At 39.3% G+C, this 25,337-nt stretch carries 26 protein-coding genes; 12 read left to right on the top strand and 14 right to left on the bottom strand.

Going from position 1 to position 25,337, the window contains the following annotated elements; translation table 11 throughout:
• Window positions 1-223: 223 nt before the first annotated feature.
• The gene (locus tag CHB71_RS11880) at window positions 224-661 is read left to right on the top strand and encodes a DoxX family protein (RefSeq protein WP_089357147.1); all 438 of its coding nucleotides are present in this window, start codon (window positions 224-226) and stop codon (window positions 659-661) included.
• On the opposite strand, the gene CHB71_RS11875 is transcribed toward CHB71_RS11880, so the two are convergent.
• On the bottom strand, window positions 658-1,818 hold the full coding sequence (locus tag CHB71_RS11875; RefSeq protein ID WP_089357146.1) for an S-adenosylmethionine:tRNA ribosyltransferase-isomerase: 1,161 nt from the start codon (window positions 1,816-1,818) through the stop codon (window positions 658-660). The genes CHB71_RS11880 and CHB71_RS11875 overlap by 4 nt on opposite strands.
• On the opposite strand from CHB71_RS11875, the gene menC reads away from it, so the two are divergent.
• The gene (menC, locus tag CHB71_RS11870; protein ID WP_089357145.1) at window positions 1,817-2,881 is read left to right on the top strand and encodes an o-succinylbenzoate synthase; all 1,065 of its coding nucleotides are present in this window, start codon (window positions 1,817-1,819) and stop codon (window positions 2,879-2,881) included. The genes CHB71_RS11875 and menC overlap by 2 nt on opposite strands.
• 5 nt (window positions 2,882-2,886) lie before the next feature.
• On the opposite strand, the gene CHB71_RS11865 is transcribed toward menC, so the two are convergent.
• The 4 genes from CHB71_RS11865 to CHB71_RS11850 are packed head-to-tail and all read right to left on the bottom strand — an operon-like array spanning window position 2,887 to window position 5,381.
• Window positions 2,887-4,056, bottom strand: a complete 1,170-nt coding sequence (locus CHB71_RS11865; RefSeq protein ID WP_089357144.1) for a cation:proton antiporter — start codon at window positions 4,054-4,056, stop codon at window positions 2,887-2,889.
• A gap of 19 nt (window positions 4,057-4,075) precedes the next feature.
• Window positions 4,076-4,525 (bottom strand): GNAT family N-acetyltransferase, encoded by a 450-nt coding sequence (locus CHB71_RS11860; protein WP_089357143.1) that lies wholly within the window; start codon window positions 4,523-4,525, stop codon window positions 4,076-4,078.
• 29 nt (window positions 4,526-4,554) lie between these two features.
• Window positions 4,555-5,022 carry a nuclear transport factor 2 family protein gene (locus CHB71_RS11855; RefSeq protein ID WP_245811261.1) on the bottom strand — a complete coding sequence of 156 codons (468 nt, stop codon included), beginning with the start codon at window positions 5,020-5,022 and terminating at the stop codon, window positions 4,555-4,557.
• Between the two features lie 56 nt (window positions 5,023-5,078).
• On the bottom strand, window positions 5,079-5,381 hold the full coding sequence (locus tag CHB71_RS11850) for a hypothetical protein (RefSeq protein ID WP_089357142.1): 303 nt from the start codon (window positions 5,379-5,381) through the stop codon (window positions 5,079-5,081).
• Between the two features lie 135 nt (window positions 5,382-5,516).
• Between CHB71_RS11850 and CHB71_RS11845 the strand changes: the two genes are divergently transcribed.
• Both CHB71_RS11845 and CHB71_RS11840 read left to right on the top strand, forming a co-directional pair.
• Window positions 5,517-6,911 (top strand): sensor histidine kinase, encoded by a 1,395-nt coding sequence (locus CHB71_RS11845; protein ID WP_089357141.1) that lies wholly within the window; start codon window positions 5,517-5,519, stop codon window positions 6,909-6,911.
• Window positions 6,912-7,020: 109 nt separating this feature from the next.
• Window positions 7,021-7,494 (top strand): response regulator, encoded by a 474-nt coding sequence (locus tag CHB71_RS11840; protein WP_089357140.1) that lies wholly within the window; start codon window positions 7,021-7,023, stop codon window positions 7,492-7,494.
• A gap of 1 nt (window position 7,495) precedes the next feature.
• On the opposite strand, the gene CHB71_RS11835 is transcribed toward CHB71_RS11840, so the two are convergent.
• The 4 genes from CHB71_RS11835 to CHB71_RS11820 all read right to left on the bottom strand — a co-directional run bounded on the left by CHB71_RS11835 (window position 7,496) and on the right by CHB71_RS11820 (window position 12,214).
• The gene (locus tag CHB71_RS11835) at window positions 7,496-8,644 is read right to left on the bottom strand and encodes a histidine kinase dimerization/phosphoacceptor domain -containing protein (RefSeq protein WP_089357139.1); all 1,149 of its coding nucleotides are present in this window, start codon (window positions 8,642-8,644) and stop codon (window positions 7,496-7,498) included.
• On the bottom strand, window positions 8,641-9,807 hold the full coding sequence (locus CHB71_RS11830; RefSeq protein WP_089357138.1) for a sensor histidine kinase family protein: 1,167 nt from the start codon (window positions 9,805-9,807) through the stop codon (window positions 8,641-8,643). Before CHB71_RS11830 ends, CHB71_RS11835 begins: the two co-directional genes overlap by 4 nt.
• Window positions 9,808-9,879: 72 nt before the next feature.
• Window positions 9,880-11,031: a sensor histidine kinase gene (locus tag CHB71_RS11825; protein ID WP_089357137.1), complete on the bottom strand. Its 1,152-nt coding sequence runs from the start codon at window positions 11,029-11,031 to the stop codon at window positions 9,880-9,882.
• 1 nt (window position 11,032) lies between these two features.
• Window positions 11,033-12,214 carry a sensor histidine kinase family protein gene (locus tag CHB71_RS11820; protein WP_089357136.1) on the bottom strand — a complete coding sequence of 394 codons (1,182 nt, stop codon included), beginning with the start codon at window positions 12,212-12,214 and terminating at the stop codon, window positions 11,033-11,035.
• 141 nt (window positions 12,215-12,355) lie between these two features.
• On the opposite strand from CHB71_RS11820, the gene CHB71_RS11815 reads away from it, so the two are divergent.
• Both CHB71_RS11815 and CHB71_RS11810 read left to right on the top strand, forming a co-directional pair.
• A complete protein-coding gene (locus CHB71_RS11815; RefSeq protein WP_089357135.1) occupies window positions 12,356-14,824 on the top strand; it encodes a PIG-L family deacetylase in 2,469 nt (822 codons plus the stop codon).
• A gap of 134 nt (window positions 14,825-14,958) precedes the next feature.
• The gene (locus tag CHB71_RS11810) at window positions 14,959-16,659 is read left to right on the top strand and encodes a sodium:solute symporter (protein WP_089357134.1); all 1,701 of its coding nucleotides are present in this window, start codon (window positions 14,959-14,961) and stop codon (window positions 16,657-16,659) included.
• Window positions 16,660-16,702: 43 nt separating this feature from the next.
• Here the strand turns inward: CHB71_RS11810 and CHB71_RS11805 are convergent, their stop codons facing one another.
• Together CHB71_RS11805 and CHB71_RS11800 are read right to left on the bottom strand one after the other, a co-directional pair.
• Window positions 16,703-17,260, bottom strand: a complete 558-nt coding sequence (locus CHB71_RS11805) for a hypothetical protein (RefSeq protein WP_089357133.1) — start codon at window positions 17,258-17,260, stop codon at window positions 16,703-16,705.
• Between the two features lie 99 nt (window positions 17,261-17,359).
• A complete protein-coding gene (locus tag CHB71_RS11800) occupies window positions 17,360-18,223 on the bottom strand; it encodes a DUF2911 domain-containing protein (RefSeq protein ID WP_089357132.1) in 864 nt (287 codons plus the stop codon).
• 17 nt (window positions 18,224-18,240) lie between these two features.
• Here CHB71_RS11800 and CHB71_RS11795 point away from each other — a divergent pair, with 17 nt between their 5' ends.
• Together CHB71_RS11795 and CHB71_RS11790 are read left to right on the top strand one after the other, a co-directional pair.
• A complete protein-coding gene (locus tag CHB71_RS11795; RefSeq protein WP_089357131.1) occupies window positions 18,241-18,894 on the top strand; it encodes a DNA-3-methyladenine glycosylase in 654 nt (217 codons plus the stop codon).
• A gap of 116 nt (window positions 18,895-19,010) precedes the next feature.
• Window positions 19,011-20,510 (top strand): OmpA family protein, encoded by a 1,500-nt coding sequence (locus CHB71_RS11790; RefSeq protein WP_144017409.1) that lies wholly within the window; start codon window positions 19,011-19,013, stop codon window positions 20,508-20,510.
• Here the strand turns inward: CHB71_RS11790 and CHB71_RS11785 are convergent.
• Both CHB71_RS11785 and CHB71_RS11780 read right to left on the bottom strand, forming a co-directional pair.
• Window positions 20,507-20,956: a GNAT family N-acetyltransferase gene (locus tag CHB71_RS11785; RefSeq protein WP_089357129.1), complete on the bottom strand. Its 450-nt coding sequence runs from the start codon at window positions 20,954-20,956 to the stop codon at window positions 20,507-20,509. The genes CHB71_RS11790 and CHB71_RS11785 overlap by 4 nt on opposite strands.
• Window positions 20,953-21,882 carry a succinylglutamate desuccinylase/aspartoacylase family protein gene (locus tag CHB71_RS11780; RefSeq protein WP_089357128.1) on the bottom strand — a complete coding sequence of 310 codons (930 nt, stop codon included), beginning with the start codon at window positions 21,880-21,882 and terminating at the stop codon, window positions 20,953-20,955. Before CHB71_RS11780 ends, CHB71_RS11785 begins: the two co-directional genes overlap by 4 nt.
• A gap of 70 nt (window positions 21,883-21,952) precedes the next feature.
• On the opposite strand from CHB71_RS11780, the gene CHB71_RS11775 reads away from it, so the two are divergent.
• From CHB71_RS11775 to CHB71_RS11760, 4 genes are all read left to right on the top strand, one after another.
• Complete coding sequence (locus CHB71_RS11775; RefSeq protein ID WP_089357127.1) at window positions 21,953-23,248, top strand: MFS transporter; 1,296 nt, start codon at window positions 21,953-21,955, stop codon at window positions 23,246-23,248.
• A complete protein-coding gene (locus CHB71_RS11770) occupies window positions 23,226-23,654 on the top strand; it encodes a type I restriction enzyme HsdR N-terminal domain-containing protein (protein ID WP_089357126.1) in 429 nt (142 codons plus the stop codon). Before CHB71_RS11775 ends, CHB71_RS11770 begins: the two co-directional genes overlap by 23 nt.
• Before the next feature lie 431 nt (window positions 23,655-24,085).
• Entirely contained in the window at window positions 24,086-24,388 is a 303-nt protein-coding gene (locus CHB71_RS11765; RefSeq protein WP_089357125.1) for an FtsB family cell division protein, read from the top strand.
• A complete protein-coding gene (locus CHB71_RS11760) occupies window positions 24,388-24,912 on the top strand; it encodes a hypothetical protein (protein ID WP_089357124.1) in 525 nt (174 codons plus the stop codon). The genes CHB71_RS11765 and CHB71_RS11760 overlap by 1 nt, the downstream gene beginning before the upstream one ends.
• Before the next feature lie 5 nt (window positions 24,913-24,917).
• Here CHB71_RS11760 and CHB71_RS11755 read toward each other — a convergent pair whose 3' ends face one another.
• Complete coding sequence (locus CHB71_RS11755; protein ID WP_089357123.1) at window positions 24,918-25,274, bottom strand: SiaC family regulatory phosphoprotein; 357 nt, start codon at window positions 25,272-25,274, stop codon at window positions 24,918-24,920.
• Between the last annotated feature and the right edge of the window lie 63 nt (window positions 25,275-25,337).

The following is a 25,337-nucleotide window of genomic DNA, read 5'->3' as shown; positions in this document are numbered from 1 at the left end:
GTTCTAAGTGAACTCGTTCTAGAGACAAGGTTTTTAATAATTGACTCATAGCTTTTGAATAGTTGGTAATACAAAACAAGGGTGTTTGCTACTGGCAATCAATACCCTATTTAGGGTATTTTTTATTCTTTCGATGAATAGCCTGAACGGTTCTACCGAGTCGTAAAAATTGCAATTGAATGATTTTTTGAATAACTTAATGATACACCAAATGGCATAAGTTATGGGGATTGTTCAAAAACTCGAATCAATAAATCCACCCATTTTGGTCGATTTTCTTCGAATTGCTTTGGGTGGCTTTATTACTTACAAAGGAATTGTCTTTGCAAGTAATTTTGATAGTTTCACAGCTAACATTCAGTCAGTAGGATGGGTTTTTGTGGCAGCTCATTTAGCTCATGCCATTATTTTCATCCACATGGCCGGAGGTATTATTCTAATGTGTGGTGCTCTTACACGATGGATGTGCTTGCTTAACATCCCGATTCTTGCTGGAGCCGTAATCTTCAACTATAAGCAAATGCTAACTGCTGAAAACTATATGGAGTTTCCTGTAGCAGCAATTACTCTTGGACTTCTTATCGTGGTTGGGATTGCGGGTAGTGGGAAGTTTTCCCTGGACTACATTCGTGATCAAAGGATTAAAATGAAGTCCACCTAGGGTAGAAGCAGTGAGCTATCTCCATAGCTAAGGAATCTGTAGTTGTTATTTAATGCACTGTCATACACGTGTTTCCAGTCATTGCCTATAAATGATGCGACGAGCAGTATTAATGTAGAGCCCGGCAAATGATAGTTTGTAACCAATCCATCACATATTTGGAACTTGTAGCCTGGGTAAATGAATATTTCCGTTTGACCGCCGATTCGCTCGACATTTCGTCGTTTCATCTCCTCTAAAACATATTGAAGTGCTTCCTCTCTTTCAATTGGTTTTAGGTTGTAGGCATCTTTTTTATCTATAAAAAACTCAGAATCACCACTTTTTAGTTTCACACCATACCAATACAAGCTTTCCAAGGTTCTCATAGAGGTTGTTCCGACTGAAATGACCTTTTTGGCAAGAAGAAGATTCTCTACATTTTCTCTGCTCACCCATATTTGCTCATTATGCATAGGGTGTTCGGCGATGTTGGCATTTTTTATTGGCTGAAAGGTGCCAGCTGAGACATGAAGGGTGAGATAATCTGTTTTGATCCTTTTTTTAGTGATGGTTTCAATTATTTCGTTTGTAAAATGAAGTCCGGCTGTTGGTGCTGCTACGGCACCCTTCATGCGTGAATACACAGTTTGATAACGCTCTTGATCAAACTCTTCTACTTCTCTATCAATGTAAGGTGGAAGTGGGATTTTACCTATTTCGGTCAATAAATCAGAGAAAGTGAGACTGTTATTCCAATGAAAAGTCACCTCATCATGTGCGGTACGAATGGCATTGAGAGATAAATCTTCTAAGTGAAGCGATGTTCCAATTTTCCATTTTTTCGCATTTCCAATCATGCATTTCCAGGAGCACTCTTTTTTCGTATTCATTACCTCTTCATGCACTTTAGATGGTGTAAGAGGTTCCAATAGGAAAACTTCAATTCTAGCACCACTCTCTTTATGAAGAATGATACGGGCTGGAATAACCTTCGTGTCATTAAAAACAAGCAGTGATTCATCAGGCAATAGGGAAGGAATGTTCATAAATTCGTGATGAGAAATTTCACCTTGTTTATAAACGAGTAGCCGGGAGCCACCTCTTGTCTCAGGTGGATGCTTGGCAATCCTGTCATCTGGCAGTTCGTAGAGAAAATCGTCTAATTTTAGATCCATGTTGAGCCTCGAAATTAAACCGTATGTTCTTGATTTTAAATTTTCTGCCCGGACAAGTAGGGGAGAGATGAGTGATCGGAAGGTTTGGTTTTTAAAATTGATTGATAAGGATGGAAGGTTCGGAATTGGTGAGGTCGCCCCAATTCAAAGACTCAGTCCGGAAGATGTTGAAGATGTGCCTAATTTTCTTGAGAGGTTGTGTGTCGATATTGAAGAAATTGTTACTCCGGAATCAGAAGAAGAAGTTTATGATGTAGTGAGTAAGCTGGTGCCTCCTGCAATCCCAAGCGTTCGCTTTGGGATGGAAATGGCATTTCTGGACTTAATTCATGGCGGGAAGAAGTTGATTTTTAGTGAAAATTTGGAAAAAATTAAGCTTCCGATAAATGGTCTGGTTTGGATGGGGGATAAAAATTTCATGCAAGAGCAAATCGTGGAAAAGTTGAATCAAGGGTTTAGATGTATTAAACTAAAAGTGGGTTCGCTCGATTTTGAAACCGAAATAGAAATAATCAAATCTTTACGTTCAGTATCGGAGGATCTTATCATTCGATTAGATGCAAATGGATCTTTTCAAACAAATGAGGTGCTTTTTAAACTGAAAGAGCTGAGTAAGTTTAATATTCATTCGATCGAACAACCCATTATGCCAATGCAACATGAAGCAATGGAACTTGTATGTAACAGAAGTGAAATACCAATAGCGCTGGATGAAGAACTTATAGGGATTTATTCGTCGAGAGACCGTGTAGATTTAATGCAGGAGTTAAAGCCTCACTATGTGGTTATTAAGCCTACCCTACATGGAGGTTTTGCGTCCTCACAAGAATGGATTGACCTGGCAGAGATACATGGAATTAAGTGGTGGATCACCTCATATCTGGAATCTAATCTTGGCCTTAATGCAATAGCTCAATTTGCTTCTACATACTCCAATAGTGATGAATTTCACGGGCTGGGTACCGGAGGACTCTATCATAATAATATTACTTCGCCGATTGTAATTGACAGAGGATATTTTTCCTATGCAAAGTCAAGCGTCTGGGGTGATATTGATTTTTAAGATTTTCAACTCTTCTTTCCTATTAAAAGCTGAGTAAGAGATACCCAGAATGGGCTGATGAATATCGTGATAGCAATTACAATAATCGTGATTTGATATCCATATGTAGTGATTATACCTTGCTGTAGACCGATAGTTGCCAGCACAAAACTGAACTCCCCAATTTGTGCAAGGAATGAACCTCCGAGGAGGCTTTCTTTCCAGTCATTGCCCAGAAGTCTGAGGGAGAGCGTATTGATCCCGTGATTTGACAAGTAGACGATGAGCACAAGGAAGCTAACTGCTATAATATGCTCACTTAAAAATGTAAGATCTATGAGCATTCCAACAGATATAAAGAAAATCGAGATGAGAATTACTCTAAACGAATGCAGGCTATCGTGCAGCCATTTATTCGAATCGGAGGCATTGATAAGGATGCCTGAAATAAGCGCACCCAAGCTGGCAGATAATTCAAACAAGGAGGTGATGAGTGCTAATCCAAAACATGCGATTAGTCCGGCAAAAATTTGTAATTCGTGATCCTTACTCAATACCTTTTCAAAAGGGAGTTTAATTCTTTGCTTTTTGATCAAATAGATCATGACTATCATGATCAAAATCCCGCCAATTATCTGCAATGTTACTTGCCCGATATCAAGAGATTGTCCTCCTAGCAGGGTTAGCGTAATTATCATTGGGACGATGAGAATGTCCTGTGTTAGCAATATGCTGATGACATTATCACTGGTTTTTGTATCTGATGAAGACCTATCCTGAACGAGCTTGATTACAACTGCTGAACTACTAATACTTATAATGAAGCCTAGCAAGATCACTCGATTGATGGACCAGTCGAGAAAGCTGCCCAACATGTACATGAGTAAAATGCTGAAAATGACTTGCATGCCAGTACCAAAAAAGGCCACTTTCCATCGTTTAAGGAAGTCAGGTAGGGAAATTTCCATTCCTATGAAGAACATTAGAATGATCAACCCTATATCGCCAAGGCTTTGGGCTACTTCGGTATCAGTCACGATAGCTAATCCATAGGGACCTAAGATTACTCCTGAAAGAATATAAGCGATAATGTAAGGCTGATTGAAGCGCCTAAGGATCAATCCTAGGAAAACAATAACGAGGCTTATTATCAACAATAGATTTACCTCAGATGCAAGTGCACTTATAAGTAACATAGCTATGTAAAAGTAGAACTTAAAAGTGCATCTTCATGCCTTCATGTGTGGCATTAAACCCTAATTTCTCATAAAACTTTAATGCTTCGGGTCTTTTTTTGTCAGTTGTGAGCTGGATTAGATGTGCCCCACTTTCTCTGGCCTTTTGAATCATCCATTGAATCAGGTTTTCTCCTAAGCCACTTCCTCTATATGTTGATTTAACTCGAACAGCTTCAATTTGAGCTCTAATACCTCCCTGATAAGTCAAGTATGGTATAAGCGATAGCTGTGCCGTTCCAACTATCTCTCCTTCTATTACTCCCACGATCAGGAACTGGTTTGGGTCTTGATTGATTTTTTGAAATGCATCAAAATACTTTTTTGGTAATGGAATCTGATAGTCTTCTCGAAGGATCCCTAGTTTATCATCGGCCAGCATTGCAACCATATATGGCACATCTTCACGCGTAGCAATCCTTATTTTCATTCACAAATGAGCTATTGTTTGATGAGATTTTATTTTTCATGTTTATGATAAACTTTGGCAACAATCTTCCATCCACTATCGAATTTTAAAAGGCTCAAATAATCTGTATAAACATGATTCCCCTGATTTTTTAACTCGACTTTAACTTGTGCTGCCTTACCAGTAATGTCAATATTTGCAAAATTGTGATCCCAAATATTCTTTTTATCATTTTGGTCATATCCGTTAGCTTTTTTCTTCTTCACACCGGCAATCCAGTCCGCAATTGGATATTTGCTTATCTCCTCACCTTTAGGTGTAAATATGGAAAAGTCTTTGTGAAAGCCCTTTTCCATCGCTTCAGCATTTAGTTCATTGAATGCCCCATTGATGTACGAATCATACACGACTTTTTTTACAGCTTCCATTTCAGCTATATGCTCTTCTGATTTGATAAAGGAAAAGGATACGATGGCGGCAATGACCACCATCAAAGTGATTCTTGTGGTTGATTTCATTTTCAAGTTAGTTTGATTCACTAACTCAAACGTCTATAAAGGAGTGGTGGTTATGCTTATTGTAGCAAGTCAAACTCACCCATTTGCTCTTCTTCGTCGTAGAGCGCTTTACTTTTTTCATTGAGCTGGTCGTACTCAGCTTTGTTTTCGTCGAGAAAGTCCTGATAATCAGCTTTTGACATCCACTTATCAACGACTATAAATGTTTTTCCATCAGAGCTCTTTAAAAGATCAGAGCCCAAATAGTCCTCGCAGGATTCAAAAAGTTTAAACCAGCCACCATTACGGCCATATTCTTCTTCAAACTTTGCTTGGTTTGATGATAGTTTATATTTCCAAACGAGGCAGTACATTGACATAATTCAAAAATTTTAGAAGTTAGCTAAAGATATAGAAATATGTAGATATCAAAGAGAATGGTCGAAAATTTCAGATAAGCGCTTGATTATTAAGCATCAGATACCTTACTTAACCTTTCAACTTATTTAAAAGATATGCAGCAACAAATCGAATTGATGGAGATAGGAAGCATTGCAATTTTTGCTGCCTATAATCTGGTTTTGTTTTGGCAGGTTAAAAAAACGTATTATCTCTATTTGGCTCTTTTATGCGTTGTAATATTTGTGAGGGCGACTTTGGTAGATGATGGGTCTATGATATTCTACACTTTTTTCCCAGACGTAAGTCTTACTCTTGGAAGAAAAATTGAGTTTTTCTGCAGCTATGCCGGAGTTCCACTCACATTGTTATTCATTTATCGATTGTATACTCTTCCACATTTCGTGAAGTTTGTTAAAGGTTTTCTGATTGTCACATTTGCATTCCTCTTGTTTGTTTTGGTCACACCTTACCGGATTTTTTACCATACACTGGATATTTACAATTTGATCATTCTTTTATCTTATGTGCTTACTTTTTCTATGCTTATTAGTGCGGTGAGAAAGGAATTGACAGGTTCAATTTATGTGCTATCCGGCACAGCACTTTGCTTTGTTTTTGTAATGGCTGAATTGCTAAAGACATCTGGAATCATTTTTATTAATGCCGGGCCAAATCTTGTGAATACAGGGTTTATAGTATTTCTGTTCTTTCAATCAATCGCACTATCAGAAATTTTTGCCAAATCGTTCAGAGAAAATAAAGAACTAAACAAGGATCTTGAGAAACGTGTGGAGGAAAAGATCTCAGAGTTGAAGAGATCCAGTCTGCTTAGGGATACTTTGATTCGAATAGTAAGTCATGATCTCAGAGGTCCTTTGGGAAACCTGAAAAGTGTAATTACACTTACAAGAGATGAGCAGGTGAGTGTGGAGCAGGCAAAGGAGTTTCTTGGAACGATCGATAAAGGAGTTGACCATACAATACAGATGCTGGATGAATTGATGGAGTGGGGTCATGCTGCGTCCGATAATAAACGAATAGATCAAGAAGAAATAGTGTTGAAAGAAATGATTGATCCGATAGTGGAGCAGGCAAGAAATCATATTGATAATAAAGAGCTAAAACTAAAAATCTCTGGAGATTTGGAAGCGGTATGCCTCTTTGATAAAAATGCTCTCAAAGTAGTTTTGAGAAACCTATTGTCAAATGCAGTGAAGTTTACTGAGAAAAATGGAAACATTGATCTGATGGTCGAGGAACGTTCGGATACTATACATGTTCAATTTTGTGATACCGGAATAGGCATTCCTGATGAGATGAAAACCAACTTATTTGAAATGAAAAAAGACAATAAGCGAACGGGTACTGATAATGAAAAGAGTTCGGGAGTTGGTCTGTTTATATGTAAAGATCTGATTGAGCAAAACATGGGATCTATCGAGGTAATGGACAATCCTAACGGGAAGGGTACGATTTTCAATTTTTCGTTAAAACGAGCAGCTAGTTAGAACAAGAAATTCATTTTTATTCTTTCATAAATTAAGTATTTTACCTACGCGAAAATAGATATTTGATCCTCGACATTTCGTGTATTTTTGTATTTGAAGATAAGTGCCTATGGAAACACTCACAGCTGAAGAAAGAGCGGAAAGGAGAGCCGCAAGAAGAGCTGCCAGGCAGGCAGCAAGGGTCGAAAAAGAATATACCATTCTTTATGTGGATGATGAAATGCCAAACCTCAGAGGGTTTAAATCCACCTTCAGAAGGCTATATAATGTTCATACTGCTTTGGGCCCACAAGAGGCTCTTGAAGTAATTAAAAAAGAGAAAATTGACCTGATTGTTACAGATCACCGCATGCCACACATGTCGGGAGTGGAGTTACTAAAAGATGTTTTTTCGTCACACCCTGAGATGAAACGAATGATTTTGAGTGGCTTTATCAAACGAGCTGATTTATACGAAACGATCGGTGATTTTGGTATACATGACTTTGTAACCAAGCCGTGGGATTTTGATGACTTAAATGCCATTTTCCAGCGAATTCTAACCACAGATGCTGAAGTAAAGGATTTCAGTAAATTAGGATAGTCTATCTGTTAAATGTTAGGACTGCCCCTTTTGACGATGTACTGATTTCACCTTCAATTTCACGAGACAGCAATTCAATAAGACCTAGGTTAGTGAACTGAAATTGACCATTCAGCGAAGCTATATCCAGCTTCATCTGAGCCTCATTTAAACTAAATACGATCTTCAATTCATTTTTTCGTGGTTCTAGCAGTTGATTAAGAATCTTTTGCAAGATCATTCCAATTACAAGAGCTTTTTCATGATGTAACTCACCGTCCTGGAGGTCTGCATAAACATTTTTAAAGCCAGCGGACATACTTAAAGTGGAGATCATTTTTTCTAAATACGGCTTAATGGCTACTTGCTTATAATCCTCTGAATGAAAGAGTGGGTCATGCGCACGTGCAATCGTATGAATACTTTCTGTGATATCAAGAAGATCTTTGCGTGCTTCCTTATCCTCAATTGTTTCTAATTCCACCAGACTATTTATAAGTAGCAGGTTATTCTTTACTCGATGATGTACTAGTCTAAGGAGTTCCACTTTCTCATCTAGATTTTCCTTCATTTCATCACGATATCTCTTTTGGTTCTCGAGCTCAGATTTTACTCTTCGCAGATTATTTTTGGTGATGTTTGAGAAGTTATATGTCACAAATATGTGAATTGTAGTAACAGACAGGACAACAATTAAATCTAAAAACCTGGCATTAGGGGTGTTTCTTACAGGATAAAATCCATAAGCTTCACCAAATACAATATATGCCACGCAAAGGATCACTGTGGCTGTTGTTATAATTACGCCACGCACATTCATTACCAGACTTGAGAAGAGTACAATTACTGGTAAAACCATTGCGCCGGTTTCATGGATGCCATTTCCCAAAACACAACTCATAGTTGTAGCTGCTATAAGAACTGAAATGAGCGTGATCATAGAAAGATTAATATGTCCCCGATTCAATGCAATCAATGACAATCCGCAAAAAGTAGGGACAGAAAGAATAACAATTGCAATGTGAGTAAAACCAAGTGAGAAATTGACTACAGACAAGATGATCGCGACTATAGGTATCGTATAAAGAAAAATGCGTAGCAAATTACTAATCTCATTCCTGGAGTAGTTATCAAGTGTTTGATCGTACGGTAGCCATTTAGTCGAATTCATTTTAATTTTCCTGGATCGAATTTTAATGTTATTTCATCTCCGGCTTTATTAAGGCTTCCCTTTAGTTGCCGGGTAAGTAAATCAATAATCAAGCTAACCTTACTATCCTCTTTTATGGCTGGATCCAGGCCTTTAATTGTAACTTTAATTTCCGTACCATTAACCTTAAGTGTCAGATTTATTGACTGATATTCTTTTGTATCTACATCAAATAGTATTTCTACCAAGCAGATACCGTAATTGATTGCATCATCCAATGTGATAAGGCATTGAGAGTTGTCAACTTCAAAATGGATGACTGTGGATTTAAAGGACTTTTCTACTCTTCTAATGAGTTCCTTTGTCATAAGACTAACATCAAGCATAATTGGAGCCCCACCAGCATGTAGTATTTCGTGAGCCACCTCTATCACTACAATTTTTCTTCTAATACTTTCATAGAGAGGAATGAGCTCTTCAGACACTTTTTCTTTATGATCAAGAATGCGCTGTACATAATTGAGGCTGTTAATTACTGCTTGATGAATTTCTTTGATGATAATCATCTTTTGTTGTGAGTCCTGTCTGAGTCGTTCAGCCTCTTTTTGACTGTTGTCCATTTCATACTTCGCTTTCTCAAGTGATCTCTTCATCAACTCAGTTAAATTAAAAGCTATGAAACCACCCAGTAAAATGATTGAGGAAGCAATTACAAAATCACCTAGTCCTGCATCTGAAACAGGAACTGGTGAGTATGAATCATATAAATCACCAATTACCAACCATATTAGGCTCGCGATACTTAAAATAGACGCAACTATGAGCTGCCTTTGATCTAGGATTATACTGGAAAACCCAATAATGACAGGAAATGCTATTAAACCAATATCATGAATACCATGTCCAAGACTGCAAATAAATGTTAGAAGAATCGTGAAGAATACAGTGATAAGCATCACTGATCTTTTAAGATGTCCTTTTAAAAACTGATGTCTAAAAACGAATGATAGTATAATGCCAATAGCAGCCAATGAGCCTATCTTATAATCAACCTGATAAATCTGTCTAATTAGCACAATTGATAAAAAGAACAGTAAAAGATAAAAGCCAATGTTCATAACCTTGGCGATTGGCTCCAAGTCGCTATTTACATAGTGTTTCGGTGTAGATGAAAAATCTCTCAAGCGTAGGCGTTTGATTATCTAAAGCTATTAAAAAAAATAGCAAGCTCATTGGCAGAGAGGCACACTCAATATCTAAACATTAAGTGTAATAGAAGCGGAATTTGGAGATATGGTCAGTTGAGCGTGGTTGTTTTCAGCCATTAGTTTGAGCAACATGACTTCCAGTCTTGATTCAATATCGGCAATGTGACCGGTTTTTGATTCAACAGAAATTAGCAGACCCGTCTCAATTGATGTAAAAACAAACAATTCGGCTTGATCAATTTTATTAAATAAACTAAGTGCTTCCTGTAGAAAGATGCCTGCAGATAATGCCTTTTCATGAAAAATTTGAACATCAATCAGATCAAATTTTATGTCGTAATTGTTGCTTGACATCATAAAAGTTGAAAGAAGCTTTTCAAAGTAGGGCTTAAGAGAAACTTCACGATAATCATCTGTATGGTAAAGTGGATCGTGTGCACGAGCAATTGTTTCAACTCTATCCTGGAGTCCATGCAACAATTCTTTGGAATCTTTATTTTCAAACATCTGCAAATCTATCAGGCTGTTAATCAAAGCAAGATTATTCTTCACCCTGTGATGAATTTGTTGGAGCAAAAGTGTTTTTACTTCGAGGTTGCTGGATATTTCTTTTTGTATTTTCCTCTGACTTAACACCTCATCGCGCGCTTCATTAATGCCTTTTTTTGTTGCTTTTACAAGCGAAAAAGAAACGAATAGGTGAGAAAATAGGATACTAAAGATCACAACCATCGATGCGAAACTGGTTGGACTATTATAATTAGGTTCATATAGTCCATATATGTCACCTAATGTTAACCAGGCTATTCCGGCTAAGCACCCAAGCACTGTGAACAATATACCTCTGGCACTTAAAACAAGACTGGAAAAAACAATAATTACTGGGAGGATGACAATCCCGATAGCATGAATTCCTTTTCCAAACGTACACGCACCGATTGATACAGCCAGCAATACGCCAATTAAGATGGACATGGTTAGTCTGACACTACCCTTTTTTTTAAGAAGCCATATACACACCAGGCAAATAGGAATTATGGAAAAGACCACTGCTGCGACCGTGATATTGCCAAGAGTAAAATTCATGACAATTATCAGTACTGCTAGTAATGGAATAATAAGGAGTATATTGAATAATATACCGGAGATTCGATTCCTTAAATTCTTATTGTAGTTGATGGATTGTGCAATGCTCTCCATATTATTTTTCTGTTTTTTTGGAGAACGAGAAAATCTGAAAAGTATACTTCCCTTGATTCTTCAGCTCAATATTAGCTTTGATCTGTCTTTGCATAACCTCCAATAGGGAAAGAGATTTAGAATCATTTGCAGGTTGTATTTTCCCGAGATTTTTAATGATTAACTCTATTTCATTACCTGATGATTTCAGTTGAATTTCACTTGGGTATTTTTGCTCCAGTCGATCGAGCATTTCAATTGTACACATTCCTAACGGTATAGCATCATCAATATGAATAGGTGTGTCTGTTAGGCTCAGGTTTCCAACTTTATGCAATCCATCGGCTGTTTTACCAAATTTCTCTAAAAGCAGCCGTAAATATTGTGACAAACTAAGCCATTCGGTCGCAGTTGCGTTGAGTAGAATTTCATGCGCTGTTTCTACAGCGAAAATTCTTTTCTTTAGGTTTTGTAAAATGAATACCTTGTCCTCATTCGCTATCGCCATAAAGCTGATCAAATTGTAAATTCGGTAAATACTATCGGTTACCTTTTTATGTATTTCGCGGATGATCATATCCTTTTCGACTACAATCCTGTTTAGCTCCCTGGTTGCGCCGATCCTCTCCAGTAATTTTCTATAATGATTTTCGAGCGAATCTTTAAAATTAGTGGCAAAGTGATATGAAATAATGCCTCCAAAAACGATAATGATGGATGTAATGAAGAAATCAGATAAAGTAGATGCAGCAATAGGATAATCTGGATTTATTAACCCTATCTTCTCACCTATAGTCAATCCAGCGATAGACAATCCTACAAATGTTGTGTTTATAATCAAATATGCTTTCTCTTGAACAAAGACTGCCAAACCAATGATAATCGGGTAAGCCAATACAGCTGTATCATGAATCCCATAGCCAATAGCACATAATAGCGTAGCAGCAATTGTTAATAAAATGCACAGAATTAGTACAGAAAGATTTAATCCACCTCTTCTAAAAACTTCATAAGTCAGCAGTATAGAAATAAGAAGTGTGAATATTATAATGGCATCCAGGGTTTTACCACTGAACAAGTCAATTCCTATTATAGGTATAAGTAAAACAGAAAGAGTCTGGAAAAACCCATTGATAGATTTGGCTGTACCTTCATTTCGAGAGCCTAAGTATATTAATGGAGTTTTAAGGAATAAATTCTTCAACTGATGGCGATATATACTACATAAGTAAAAATTCGTATAAGTTGTTTTAAATTTTAAATAAAAAGATTGGATTACCACTCATCCAATTTCTCATAACTTTCCAACTTTTATCTCGTAACTAACCCGAACGAAAACCGATTTATGAAAACCCATGCCTTTTGGAGCTTTTTAGTATTAGCTCTTACCGTCAATACTTTTGCCCAAGACACTAAAGCCTACCAACCAGGTGAAATTCGCCAAAAGCTGGAAAAATTAAATGTATTGGGATCTGTCCTTTACGTGGCTGCTCACCCTGATGACGAAAACACAAGACTCATTGCATTCTATGCCAATGAGAAACTAATGCGTACAGCTTATCTTTCTGCTACCCGTGGTGATGGAGGACAGAACTTAATAGGACCGGAAATCCGCGAAGAATTAGGTTTGATTCGCACCCAGGAACTGCTTGCTGCTCGTCGTACCGATGGAGGGCAGCAATTTTTTTCCAGAGCCAATGACTTTGGGTATTCTAAAAATCCAGATGAGACCTTCAATATATGGGACCGTGAAAAGGTGCTTGCCGATTTTGTATGGACGTTCAGGAAATTTCGTCCGGATGTAGTGATCACCAGATTCAACTCCGACGGACGATCTCATGGTCATCATACCGCGAGCGCCATCCTTGCAAGAGAGGCGTTTGAGCTGAGTGGAGACCCTAATGCCTTTCCAGATCAACTAGATTATGTTGACCCTTGGCAGCCAAAAAAGATTTTTTGGAATACCGGATGGTGGTGGTTCAGAGACACTGGAGGAGATACCACCAATCTGAAAAAAATTGATGTGGGTCAATACAATCCATTACTAGGCGAATCATATCCTGAGATAGCGGCAAGAAGTAGGAGTATGCACAAAAGTCAGGGTTTTGGATCAACAGGTTCCAGGGGTGAGCAAATTGAATATTTGGAGCAATGGGGTGGTGAAGAGGCTAATACACCATTTGAGGGCATTGATACTTCCTGGGGACGGGTAGAAGGTGCTAAAGAGGTTTCATTTTTTATCGATAAGGCTATTAAAATTTATGATGAGCGAAACCCTCAACTGATCATTGAGCCACTTATGGGTGCAAGGAAAGCACTTGAGAGTGTGCAAAATGATTTTTGGAAAGAAATTAAGAAACGAGAAATCGAAGAGCTAATTGTCGCAGCTTCTGGTTTGTACATTGGACTTAAAGCAGATCAGCCAAACTATGCAGTGGGGGATTCCATTCAGATTAATATGGAGGTTGTAAACAGGAGTGATCAGAAAATGCTTGTTGAACAGGTCAAGTTTGATACCTGGCCTAATCCGATTGAGTTAGGTGTATTACTCCCTAACAATAAGCCGCTACAGACCGAGATGAATTTTTTAATTCCGAATGGTACGAAGTACGCTCACCCGTATTGGTTGAGAGAAAAAGGAACGCTTGGAATGTATACTGTCAATGACCAGGAAATGATCGGAAAACCGGAAAATGATCCGGCGATCAAAGGAGTCGTGAGTGTTTTGTTAAACGATGAAAAAATTCACATTGAAGTGCCTGTTGTTTTCAAGCGGACAGACCCTGTAGAAGGTGAAGTGACTGAGCCCTTAACCATAGGACCACCGGTAATGGTGAATATATCTGGAGGAGTGCTGGTGTTTGGTGATGATCAATCCAAATCGGTTGACGTACGTGTAATAGCAGGAAAAAACAAGACAAAAGGGAATGTTACATTGGATACCCCGGATGGCTGGAAGGTTTCACCTGCCCAATATGCGTTTGATTTAAATCAAAAAGGCGAAGAGCAAATATTCACTTTCAGTATTTCCCCTCCTGCAAGTTCATCTGAGGGTAATGTGCTAGCGAAAGCCGAAATAAATGGGAGGACTTACACCAAGGGACTCACAGTTATAGATTACGATCATATCCCAAAGCAAACACTCTATCCGGATGCGAAAGTGAAGGTTGTGAAAGTAAACCTCAAAAGAAAAGGGAATCTTATCGGATACATAGATGGAGCAGGGGATGCCATTCCTGAAAACTTATCACAAATTGGGTATCAGGTAGAATCACTTGCCAAGGATGATGTATCGGCTGATAACTTAAAGAAATATGATGCTGTAATCCTGGGTATTCGTGCGTTCAATACAGTGGATTGGTTGTCATACAAAAACAGTGAGTTGTTTGAGTATGTAAAACAAGGTGGAAATCTGATCATTCAATACAACACAAGTCACAGGTTGGTAACTCAGGATATATCACCGTACTCCTTGAAGCTATCGAGAGATCGGGTAGCAGTTGAGGAGGCACCTGTAGAAATTTTAGCTTTTGATCACCCAGTGATGAAAGGGCCCAATCGAATTACCGAAAAAGATTTTGAAGGCTGGGTGCAGGAGCGTGGGCTTTACTTTCCAAATGAATGGGGGGAAGAATTCACACCGATATTAAAAAGTAATGATCCGGGTGAGAGTCCAAAAACCGGAGGCTTACTCGTCGCAAAGTATGGAGGGGGATACTATGTCTATTCGGGATACAGCTGGTTTAGAGAATTACCGGCTGGAGTGCCTGGGGCATACAGAATTTTTGTAAACTTGATATCCTTAGGCAAATGACCGAATTGATTTCTGAAAGAAACATAGACAAGCCGCCTTTATTCAAAAAATGGCGATACCTCTACCTTTTTATAGCTGGGTGGCTGGCTGCTTTAATTATTTTATTCCACGTATTTAGCTCTGCGTATTAGTATATGAATACCCTCGACTTGATTGTGCTGTTTGGCACCCTATTATTTATTGTGGCCTACGGCGTTTATAAAACGAGAGGACAAAAGGATATTGAAGGCTATCTCCTGGGTGGAAACACCATGAAGTGGGGAACCATCGGGCTCTCCGTGATGGCCACACAAGCCAGTGCCATTACATTCATTTCTACACCGGGGCAAGCCTATGAAAGCGGGATGGGATTCGTGCAGAATTACTTCGGATTACCCATTGCACTCATCGTCGTTTCTGCAGTATTTATTCCGATTTTCTATCGGCTCAAGGTTTATACAGCCTATGAGTTTTTAGAAAAGCGATTTGATCTGAAAACGAGATATTTAGGAGCAGCACTTTTCTTGATTCAAAGAGGGTTGGCTGCCGGAATAACCATTTATGCTCCTGCCATTATCATTTCATCCATCCTTCACTGGGATTTGACCATTACAATCCTGGGTACGGGGATTCTCGTAATTATCTATACCGTTTCCGGTGGAACAAAAGCGGTATCGATTACCCAAAAGCAACAAATGGCCGTGATTATGGCAGGCATGTTTGCCGCCTTTTTTATGATCATTGGATACATCGGAGATCATACCTCATTTGGTGGAGCACTTGAGATTGCCGGCAATCTAGGCAAACTGGAGGCGGTGAATTTCAGTACCGATGCAGGTGAGCGTTACACCATCTGGTCCGGTTTGACTGGTGGGTTCTTTTTAGCATTGTCCTACTTCGGAACCGATCAGTCGCAGGTGCAACGATACCTTGGAGGCACCAGTGCAGCTGAGAGCCGTATGGGATTGATGTTTAATGCCATCTTGAAAATCCCAATGCAGTTTTTCATCCTCTTTGTTGGAGTGATGGTATATGTCTTTTTCATTTTTTACAACCCACCTATTCACTTTAAAGAAGCATCCGTAGAAATTGTAGAAAACTCGGAATATGCAGGAGAATTTGAGCAGCTAAATAACCAATATGATGTTGTCTTACAGGAGCGAAGAGTTGCTGCAGAAAACCTGGCTAAAAATGACATTTCAGAAACTGAACGCAATGGATTTGCTACCCAATTAAAAGAGGCAGATGCCCGATCGGTAGCGATAAGGCAACAAGCCAAAGAAGTAATCCTGAAAGCAGACGATACACTTGAGACAAAAGATTCAGATTACGTTTTCCTCACGTTTATCATTACTTATCTGCCTCATGGCTTGATTGGTCTTTTAATTGCTGTGATTTTCTCAGCAGCCATGTCATCCACTTCTTCCGAGCTGAATGCATTGGCATCAACGACTTCTGTTGACTTCTATAAACGAGCGATCAAAAAGGATGGGTCCCCACATCATTATCTCAACACCTCCAAGCTTATGACATTCGGTTGGGGCGTTTTGGCGATTCTATTTGCGATCCTGGCAAAGAATTCAGAGAACCTCATTGAAGCGGTCAATATTATCGGTTCTATTTTTTATGGCACCATCCTGGGGATATTCCTTGTTGCATTCTTTTTTAAGAAAGTGAAAGGAAATGCGGTTTTCATCGCAGCGCTTATTGCTCAAACTGGTGTTATTGTCTGTCACTTCATGACTGAAGCAGGCATGTTTTCATTAAGCTACCTGTGGTACAATGTGCTCGGCTGTGGGTCTACCATTATCCTGAGTTTGATCTTGCAGGGGGTACTGGGAAGTAAGAAAGCTTAGGTGATCCGTCCAGTCACTTTGAGTGCTGGACTGACTTAAGCTTCTAAAAAGGAGGTTCCCACCCTTGATGTGTTTTATAAAAGGCAATATTGTTGATTAAAGTGTCTTTACCAGAATTTGGATTATTAAATACAATTTCATTTAGTTCGAGAGACACACGAAAGTCCTTAGAGTTAACGGATACAGTATCGATGTTTGCAACAATTTTTAGATGTCCGGATTTAAGTGGCCATTCAAAGGGTTCAGCCATGTTCTCATAAACAATGTCATCACAGAAATTAAAATAAATACTATCCGGATGCTTTTTTGATAGTTGAAGTGAAACTGTAATTCCCTCAATAGGTAGTGCGTAATTCTCACATTGATTTGTGATCGTGAAAATCTCTGGATTTGCATCAATAACTACAGAGATATCTTCCTTGGTGTCTAAAAATTTATAGGCAAAAATATTTCGACAACCACCTGCAATCAATCCATCTTTAGGGTCATCTATACACATTTCAAATTCAGACTCCACTTCTGAGTCAATTCCATTATCATCCCCACAACTGACGTTTAGCCACATAAACGCTATAAGAATGAATAATATAATTTTGGACATCACAGATAATTAATATTTAAATATAATGGATTGATATGTGAGGTCACAAAAAAAAGCGTGAACTCACGCCCACGCTTTTTCGATCTTACTTGGTTATAATTACTTCAGAGAAGCAATTAAATCTTCGTTTCTTTTGATGTATCCGAAATCTCCCTGCTCAAAAGCTTTTGCTTTTGCCATTGAATCCTGAGCAGTTGCGATGGCTTCTTTTTTCTTGCCAAGTTTTGCAAGAATCTGAGCCTTCGTGTGCACATGCCAGAACTGTCCAGAGTTTTCACCGATTGAAAGGTACTTGTTCATCCACTCCAGGGCCTGCTCCAGGTTCTCACCTGAGTTTAGGTAGTAGTTAGCAGCTGCTACATAGTTCTGTGGATTTACCTGCGTTTTAGCAGCGATATCTTTCATCACAGATTCGTGGAAGCTTACTTCTATAGGCACTTTCCATGATGCATTAGCCCATGCAAAATGAATGTTTGCTGAAGTGTTGTCTGCACTGATATCAGAAATCTGGAAGGTCATTCTTTCTACAGGAGCAGCAGTTTTGGAAGACTTAACTTTTGTTTTCACAACAGCTAGACTGTCATTATAGGCACTCTCATTTCCACCAATTGGTTCAGATAATAACATTATTTGCCACTCAGATTCACCAGGAATACTAACTATTTGATATTCTCCTGCTTTCACATCCTGACCTGCCACTTTCACATCTGTACTAAAGCTTATCATCGTTCCAGCGTTTGCGCCAGTTCTCCAAACTTCTCCGTACTGCTCAAGATATTCATCCCCGGTTCCAAAGATTTGTCGGTCTTTTACACCAGGTCGGAAATAATCAATGTTTATATCAGTTAAACCCACGGTGGAGCTTACTGATCCTGCAGGACTAGGAGCAGGAGTTGATATTTGTGCTGTGGCCCCAAAGGTGACCAACACACATAGTGCGATTAGATTTGTGATTCTTTTCATGTTGTTAATAAGGTTTTATGGTTTTCGAAATTAATACATCCATTTACGAAAAACTGCCAAGATCGTTTTATGAAAGAGCAGATGTCGTAGAAATAGCAAAAGATTTATTAGGAAAGCTGCTCGTGACAGAAACAGAGGGGGTTTTGACTATTGGAAAAATTGTGGAAACTGAGGCGTATTGTGGGCGAGGAGATAAAGCATGCCATGCAAATGAGAAAAGAACGCCACGAACGGAGGTGATGTATGGCCCTGCCGGCTGTGCTTATGTATATCTCTGCTATGGTATCCATCATTTATTCAATGTGGTTACGAATGTCGAAGGTCAGGCGGATGCAGTGCTGATACGTGCGTTGGAACCTGTCTACGGAACTGAAGCTATGAGAGAAAGAAGAAATCACACTAAAGCAAAGTTAGCATCCGGTCCGGGCACCTTATCTCAGGCGATGGGGATAAAGACTAATTTGACAGGGGTAAGTTTGACTGGTGAGAGTATTTGGATAACAAAGGATTCAAATGAAAATGCATTTGAAATTTTAGCAGATACACGTATTGGTGTGGAATATGCTGAAGAAGATGCGCTAAAACCGTGGAGGTTTGTGATTGCAGGTAATACCTTTGTGAGTAAGCCGGTAAAAAATAAAAGTCCGGCTAACCATACCGGACTTTCGTAATTCACTAGCTGTTTAGCTTTGTCACCAACTAACCAATAGAGAAACTTTACAATACAATTATATATAAAGATATTTATATTATCAAATAATATTCACAAAAAAATTAAAAAAATTACTTGAAAAGTTCAATAATCATATTTTTAGCCTGTTTAAGCTTGTCTTTAAATGCTCAAATAGCTTTTGAAGGCACTGGCACAACAGTTGACTCGCTTAATACAGCCAACGGACAGAATTATTTAGTGCTCAATCCATTCCAAAAGGGGATGGCCTTCACGGAAGAAAAGGGAGGGGTTGCCACATCATCGGACCTATTTACTTCAAAAGAGGTAGTTATTGAAGGGATGTCATGGCAGGTCTTAGTATTCCCGGACTGGCTTGGTGAAAAGGGAATGCTCAGTCCATTAGGTTTTACACCTTTCGGAGTATTCTACAGTGAGGTAACTTTTGATAAAGGCATGTACTATGGAGAAGTAAAATTTTCATCTAATGGGAAAGTTGAGGAAGTAGATATTCCTTTTTTAAGAAACAAGGCCCCCATCCAAAGTGGCTGTTTGTCAAAAGATGGACGATATATGATCTTGAGTATGGAGTCTAACAATACGGCCGGTGTGGAAGACTTATATCTTGTAAAAAAGAAATCGGATGGCTCCTGGGATCGAGCTAAGAACCTAGGTTTTCAGTTGAATACCGAATTTCAGGAAGTGACTCCATTTCTGGCTGAGGATAATCGAACGTTATTCTTTGCCACGAACGGCAGAGGAGGTCAAGGAAGCTTTGATCTGTTCTATACGGTCCGTCAGGATGAATCGTGGAGAAACTGGAGTGAGCCGGTAAACCTTGGCCCGCAGGTGAATACATCTGGTTCTGAAACTTCATTCGCATATCTGGATGGGTCTGAGTGGGCGTATTACATCAGTTCGAAGGATAGTGATGGGTATGGAGACATTATGAAGGTCAAATTCAAGGAAAATATAGCGGAGGATACGGCAGTGGTAGAAGAGCCTGTGGAGGAGATGACTGTTGCGGAGGTAGTGGCCAGTGAAGCGATGATTCAAATAGTAGATAAGAAAACGGATGAATATCTATCCGCACAGCTGATCTTTGATACGTTGATTTTACCTGTACCTGCAGGAGTGTTCGTGCTGGATTCCTCATTCCTAAAGTATGGAGAAGTTGAGATTAAGTCAGAGGGATACCTGCCGGTTCGTTTTGCATTAGAGGATAATTTGATCATGGGTGAAAATAAAATTGCATTAGAGCGCGTAAAAAAGGGTGAGACGATTGCACTTAGCCATGTGCTTTTTCATCGTGGCACGCCCGATTTAATCGAAGATTCCTATGAAGAACTGGATCTCGTAGTGGAGATGTTGAATGATAATCCGAAGATCAAAATCCTGCTGAAAGGGCATACTGACAATACAGGTGATCCTGTTCGAAACGTACAGCTCTCTGAAGCAAGGGTAAGAGCAGTGAAGGAATACATTATTTCACAAGGAATAAGTCCCTATCGCGTGACAGGTAAAGGGTATGGAGGCAATCAGCCAATAGCCAGAAACGAAACCGAGGAAACACGAAAACTGAATCGGCGAGTAGAGTTTGAGGTGATTGAAGATTAACGTTTTTCAAATCGGACCTTCTCAATCCCAAACTCGGTCATCCATTTTTTCATTAAAGTGAATCCGAATCGTTCATAAAGGGCGATTGCAGGACCATTTTCCGCACCTGTTTCAACGGTAAAGATCTTCGCATCAAAATTTTCAAAGAGAAAACCCAGCAGTTTGCTAGCTATGCCTTTTCTAAAAAATACCGGATCTACGACCAGACTTTGAATATGTGCGGAATCACCATCTTCTTTGATCTCCATCACGGCCGCCAGTGTAACCCCTTGGTGAAATCCATAGAATGAATTATCTGTTTTAATAAATTCATCAATTGGTCGCTGAAGGGGCGGAAAGTTATTCTCTGCTTTAAGTAGTTTGGCTTCTACTGCATAGGATGCCTGGAATACTGTTCTGATTCTTTTTGCAACAGTTTCGTCTTTATGGTTGAGTTCGGTTATCATGAAGGTACAACTCCTGTATGGAACAATGCATCGCCCCGGTTGACTACCGGGTTGTTGTTTATGCTAAGCACATAACAGTCATGTGAAGCCTTCATTGGTTTTTCGTATTCTCCGTAAGGGTCTGAGATTACTCCCAATACATCGCCTTTTTTCACAAAGGCACCATTCCGCGCTTGTGCATAGTGGAGTCCTGCTCGGCCAGCTCTTGACCAAGTAGATTTAATGATTGTAATTGGTTCTCTGGTAGGCGTAGGAGCATCAGCAATCATTTTGAGATGCTTCATAACTCTCTTCATGCCTGACAAACCTTCATCAATGGCATGCTTTCTAAGTTTCAATGATTCAGCAGCCTCATAGACAAGTATACTTTTCCCATGTTTGCCGGCTTCTTTCCTCAATGATTTATCTCTAAATGGAGAGTTGATGATAAAGGGAGCCGCAAAAGCATTTGCTAAACCTTTACTTTTTTCATCGTCGAGCATGGCTCTCACCTGGGGGTAATTGTTGATTAATTTTCCTCCGGTATGAAAATCGATCCCATAATCAATATGAGGGACAATCTCCTGCATCAAAAAATGAGCAAACTGACTTGCGAGTGAGCCGTTTTTAGTCCCCGGAAATGATCGATTCACATCTTTGCCGTCTGGCACTTCTCTACTGAAGTTTATGAATCCGAAGACGTTGAATACAGGGATCATTATTACTCTGCCTGCATCTACCTGATACAATTTCTGAGCAATGATCCTGCGCATGATCTCTACACCATTGATTTCGTCTCCATGCATCCCGGCCATTAGAAGCATTGTTGGGCCTTCTTTTTTGGCTTCATAGGAAAAAATAGGAATTTCAATCACCGTCCCGGATGGGAGACGTGCGGTTGGAATATTTTGGCGGTGGAGTTTCTCCGGTTTTAAGTCAAAGTTCATAGCGTATTTTGGTAATGCTAAAAGTAGTGAAAGTAGCATTCATTATATTGCCGGATCAACGCGATTTTCTATGCTTAACGAAAAGAAGACCATACGAGCCTGGTGTATGTATGACTGGGCAAACTCCGTTTACTCGCTTACCATCACCTCAGCCATTTTCCCTATTTACTATCAGGCTGTGGCCGTAAATGCCAATGGAGGGGATAGAGTGAGTTTCTTCGGTACCGAAGTGGTGAATTCCGTTTTGTACTCCTATGCCTTATCCGCATCCTTTTTACTGGTAGCTATTATCCTCCCGATTTTATCCGGTATTGCTGATTATGCGGGGAAGAAGAAATTCTTTTTGAAAATGTTTATGCTGATCGGCTCCTTTTCGTGTATTGGCCTCTTCTTTTTTACCGGTAAAAACATTGAATGGGGCATACTCTGTTCAGTAATGGCGAGTGTGGGCTATTCGGGTAGTTTGGTCTTTTATGATGCATTTCTGAATGAAATCGTAACCGAAGACAAGCGTGATATTGTGAGTGCAAGAGGCTATTCATACGGGTACCTGGGAAGCGTGATTTTGCTTGTTTTGAATCTTGTTGTAATTGAAATGCCTAACACGTTTGGTCTAGCTGATGCAGGCATTGCTTCCCGTGTAGCATTCCTTACCGTTGGGGTATGGTGGATCGGATTTTCACTCTATGCGATTGCTAAGCTGCCGGAGAACCCGCATGGTAGAAAACCGGAAGGTCATTACCTGACCAATGGGTATCGTGAGCTAAGAAACGTTTGGGGACAGCTGAAAGATATGGAAGGCATGCGTAAGTATTTGCTTGCATTCTTTTTCTACAACATGGGCGTGCAAACTGTAATGTACCTGGCAGCAACTTTTGGATCTAAAGAGTTGAAAATGGAAGCATCCAAACTGATTATGACGGTTTTGCTGATCCAGTTTGTGGCCATTGCAGGATCATATCTTTTTGCTTTTGTTTCTAAGAAAAGAGGCAATATTCAATCCCTGTTGGTCATGATTGTGATCTGGATTGTGTGTTGTCTGTATGCATATTTCGTCAATCAGGAGATCGAGTTCTTTGCACTAGCTGCAGTAGTAGGATTGGTAATGGGTGGCATTCAATCTCTTTCCAGAGCTACATTTTCCAAGATCATGCCTCCTGATACAGTAGACACAGCTTCGTTCTTTAGCTTTTACGATGTGACCTATAACCTGTCCATCGTATTTGGGACGTTTGTTTATGGCTATATAGAGCAGGTAACAGGAAGTATGCGAAACAGCACGCTGGCGCTGGCGTCATTCTTCATCATTGGCATCATTTTCTTATCACAAGTGAAGCTTAAGAATGCATCCACTCAAGCTGCCTGAGTTTGATTATCAAGTTGAGGGAAACAACATTTTTTGCCAGGTAAGGAAAAAATGGGTAGTGCTTACTCCCGAAGAGTGGGTCCGTCAGCACTTTATCAACCTGCTGGTTGCCCACCTGAACTACCCCAAAGGATTGTTCAAACTGGAACATTCGATGCGTTACTTCAAAAATCAAAAACGATCCGATATTTCAGTCCTGGATAAGGGAGGAGAAATGTTTCTTTTGGTTGAATGCAAAGCACCAAATGTCAAGCTGGATCAAAAAGTAGTTAATCAGGTTTCTGCGTATAATAAAGTCCTGGATTCACAGTACCTCGCCATTACCAATGGCATGACACACTTCATTTGGAAGAAAGAAGAATTGGGCTTTAAACAGATCAAAGAGTTTCCTTTTTATCAATCTTGACAGATACCTATATTAGCGACATGGAAGTTTCAAGGAAAGAATATAGAGACAAGCAAAATTAGGCAACAGGGCAAATTTTTGCTGTAACTATCGGTTCATTAATTGTTATTTTACAACTATTTGATATCATTGATAAATACCCAAATACTATAGACTATTTAGATGTTGCAATAGTCATTGTATGGCCTATTATAATTTGTGTTTCTATTATAAAGTGGCGAAAACTGGAGAAAAAGATCAAACAATTGAAAGTGAAAGAGTAGTCTACCTAGATATTTCTTATCTTTACACCTATCTGCTGATGCTTTGAAAGACAAACCACCCATAAAACTCAAAGCAGATGAAATGAGCATTATGTGATATTATCTTTTTTTGGAGTGTATTACATATGCGAATTCCATGTGTACCGTTGAAAATTAATCAATAAACACATGAATAATTTACTAGACCGTATCCCGTCTTTTTTTAAGAATTTTTATTTTCTGTCCGCACTGTTTTTTGTGGTATGGCTGGCATTTATAGATAGCAACGATCTGTTTATGCAGGCGCAACTGTCCGGTAAAAAGGCTGATCTGATAGAAGCCAAAGACTTTTACCAGGAAAAGATCATGCAGGTGAAAAATGACCAGGCGGCACTAAATAATAATCCTGATCTCTTGGAGAAAATGGCGAGAGAAAAGTATCTGATGAAAAAGGATAACGAGGATCTATACATTGTCGTAAAAGAAGACTGATGAGATCGATCCTATTCACTTCCTGCTTATTCATTTTTATTGGAGTTTCAGCGCAAGGCAAACTCGCCGATCGGATTTACTTCGGGGGAGGCTTTGGGTTTAGCGCTGGCGCTGATCAAACCAATCTTAGCCTATCTCCACAGGTAGGATATAAAATCACAGAAAAATTTTCGGCAGGAGTAGGAATTTCTTATCAGTACGTAAAAATCAAACAGCCAAGCATAAGCATTAATAATTATGGCTGGAGTCTATTTACCAGATACAATATTGTACAGCAATTTTTTGCTTACTCAGAGTTTGAGCGATTGTCCTTTGAGTACGTTACAGGTGTTGATCCGGTCCGCAAGGAACGGACGGGTTATAATAGTTTACTGATAGGAGGGGGCTATGCTGAGCAGCTCGGTGGCCGAGCATCATTCAGCCTGATGGCATTGTATAATGTCCTTTATGACGAAACTGATTTCCCTAGACCATACAACAGTCCATGGGTAATTCGCGCAGGGATTGGTGTAGGAATATTTTAGCTAGTTTAATTGCAAGAGAAGTTAAACTCCATTTCAAGCAGGTCGCTGTAATCCTGCCCCATCTGCTTCATTTCCTCATTACTTTTGTCATAAACCCAATTGATAGCAATTGATTTATTGCTGGTTTTAATGGATTTAAATAGTAATAATAATGCTTTTGCAGCCCTGGTATTGAAGTGTGAAAGCTTAATATTCACGTCAGAGTAGTTTCCTCTATTAAGCTGCACTTGTATGACCTTCAAAACACTTCCATATTCGTCCATATTTATACATGTAGACGATCCTTTAATCAGTACAGATTGGTATTGTGCATCCATAATGACAGCTGGAGAAGTGGCGGTTGCTTTTCTGAAATAATCCATTAGCGGTAATTATATTTATTACCGAATTTAACAGGTTCAGGAGGTGGAAGTTCCGGCAATTAG

Source organism: Ekhidna lutea, assembly GCF_900188325.1.
Classification (GTDB): Bacteria; Bacteroidota; Bacteroidia; order Cytophagales; family Cyclobacteriaceae; genus Ekhidna; species Ekhidna lutea.
The sequence above is the reverse complement of the archived record's forward strand: the minus strand, read 5'-3'. Positions and strand labels throughout refer to the sequence as shown.

Coding starts and splice junctions, on each gene's coding strand:
- CHB71_RS11785 (WP_089357129.1), bottom strand. CDS start 20,956: ATGATAACCGAACTCAACCATAAAGACGAAACTGTTGCAAAAAGAATC.
- CHB71_RS11865 (WP_089357144.1), bottom strand. CDS start 4,056: ATGTTACTTATAAGTGCACTTGCATCTGAGGTAAATCTATTGTTGATA.
- menC (WP_089357145.1), top strand. CDS start 1,817: ATGTTGAGCCTCGAAATTAAACCGTATGTTCTTGATTTTAAATTTTCT.
- CHB71_RS11775 (WP_089357127.1), top strand. CDS start 21,953: ATGCTTAACGAAAAGAAGACCATACGAGCCTGGTGTATGTATGACTGG.
- CHB71_RS11765 (WP_089357125.1), top strand. CDS start 24,086: ATGAATAATTTACTAGACCGTATCCCGTCTTTTTTTAAGAATTTTTAT.
- CHB71_RS11835 (WP_089357139.1), bottom strand. CDS start 8,644: ATGAATTCGACTAAATGGCTACCGTACGATCAAACACTTGATAACTAC.
- CHB71_RS11800 (WP_089357132.1), bottom strand. CDS start 18,223: ATGAAAAGAATCACAAATCTAATCGCACTATGTGTGTTGGTCACCTTT.
- CHB71_RS11825 (WP_089357137.1), bottom strand. CDS start 11,031: ATGGAGAGCATTGCACAATCCATCAACTACAATAAGAATTTAAGGAAT.
- CHB71_RS11780 (WP_089357128.1), bottom strand. CDS start 21,882: ATGAACTTTGACTTAAAACCGGAGAAACTCCACCGCCAAAATATTCCA.
- CHB71_RS11755 (WP_089357123.1), bottom strand. CDS start 25,274: ATGGATTATTTCAGAAAAGCAACCGCCACTTCTCCAGCTGTCATTATG.
- CHB71_RS11850 (WP_089357142.1), bottom strand. CDS start 5,381: ATGTCAATGTACTGCCTCGTTTGGAAATATAAACTATCATCAAACCAA.
- CHB71_RS11855 (WP_245811261.1), bottom strand. CDS start 5,022: ATGAAATCAACCACAAGAATCACTTTGATGGTGGTCATTGCCGCCATC.
- CHB71_RS11815 (WP_089357135.1), top strand. CDS start 12,356: ATGAAAACCCATGCCTTTTGGAGCTTTTTAGTATTAGCTCTTACCGTC.
- CHB71_RS11810 (WP_089357134.1), top strand. CDS start 14,959: ATGAATACCCTCGACTTGATTGTGCTGTTTGGCACCCTATTATTTATT.
- CHB71_RS11795 (WP_089357131.1), top strand. CDS start 18,241: ATGGTTTTCGAAATTAATACATCCATTTACGAAAAACTGCCAAGATCG.
- CHB71_RS11860 (WP_089357143.1), bottom strand. CDS start 4,525: ATGAAAATAAGGATTGCTACGCGTGAAGATGTGCCATATATGGTTGCA.
- CHB71_RS11875 (WP_089357146.1), bottom strand. CDS start 1,818: ATGGATCTAAAATTAGACGATTTTCTCTACGAACTGCCAGATGACAGG.
- CHB71_RS11760 (WP_089357124.1), top strand. CDS start 24,388: ATGAGATCGATCCTATTCACTTCCTGCTTATTCATTTTTATTGGAGTT.
- CHB71_RS11880 (WP_089357147.1), top strand. CDS start 224: ATGGGGATTGTTCAAAAACTCGAATCAATAAATCCACCCATTTTGGTC.
- CHB71_RS11770 (WP_089357126.1), top strand. CDS start 23,226: ATGCATCCACTCAAGCTGCCTGAGTTTGATTATCAAGTTGAGGGAAAC.
- CHB71_RS11805 (WP_089357133.1), bottom strand. CDS start 17,260: ATGTCCAAAATTATATTATTCATTCTTATAGCGTTTATGTGGCTAAAC.
- CHB71_RS11840 (WP_089357140.1), top strand. CDS start 7,021: ATGGAAACACTCACAGCTGAAGAAAGAGCGGAAAGGAGAGCCGCAAGA.
- CHB71_RS11845 (WP_089357141.1), top strand. CDS start 5,517: ATGCAGCAACAAATCGAATTGATGGAGATAGGAAGCATTGCAATTTTT.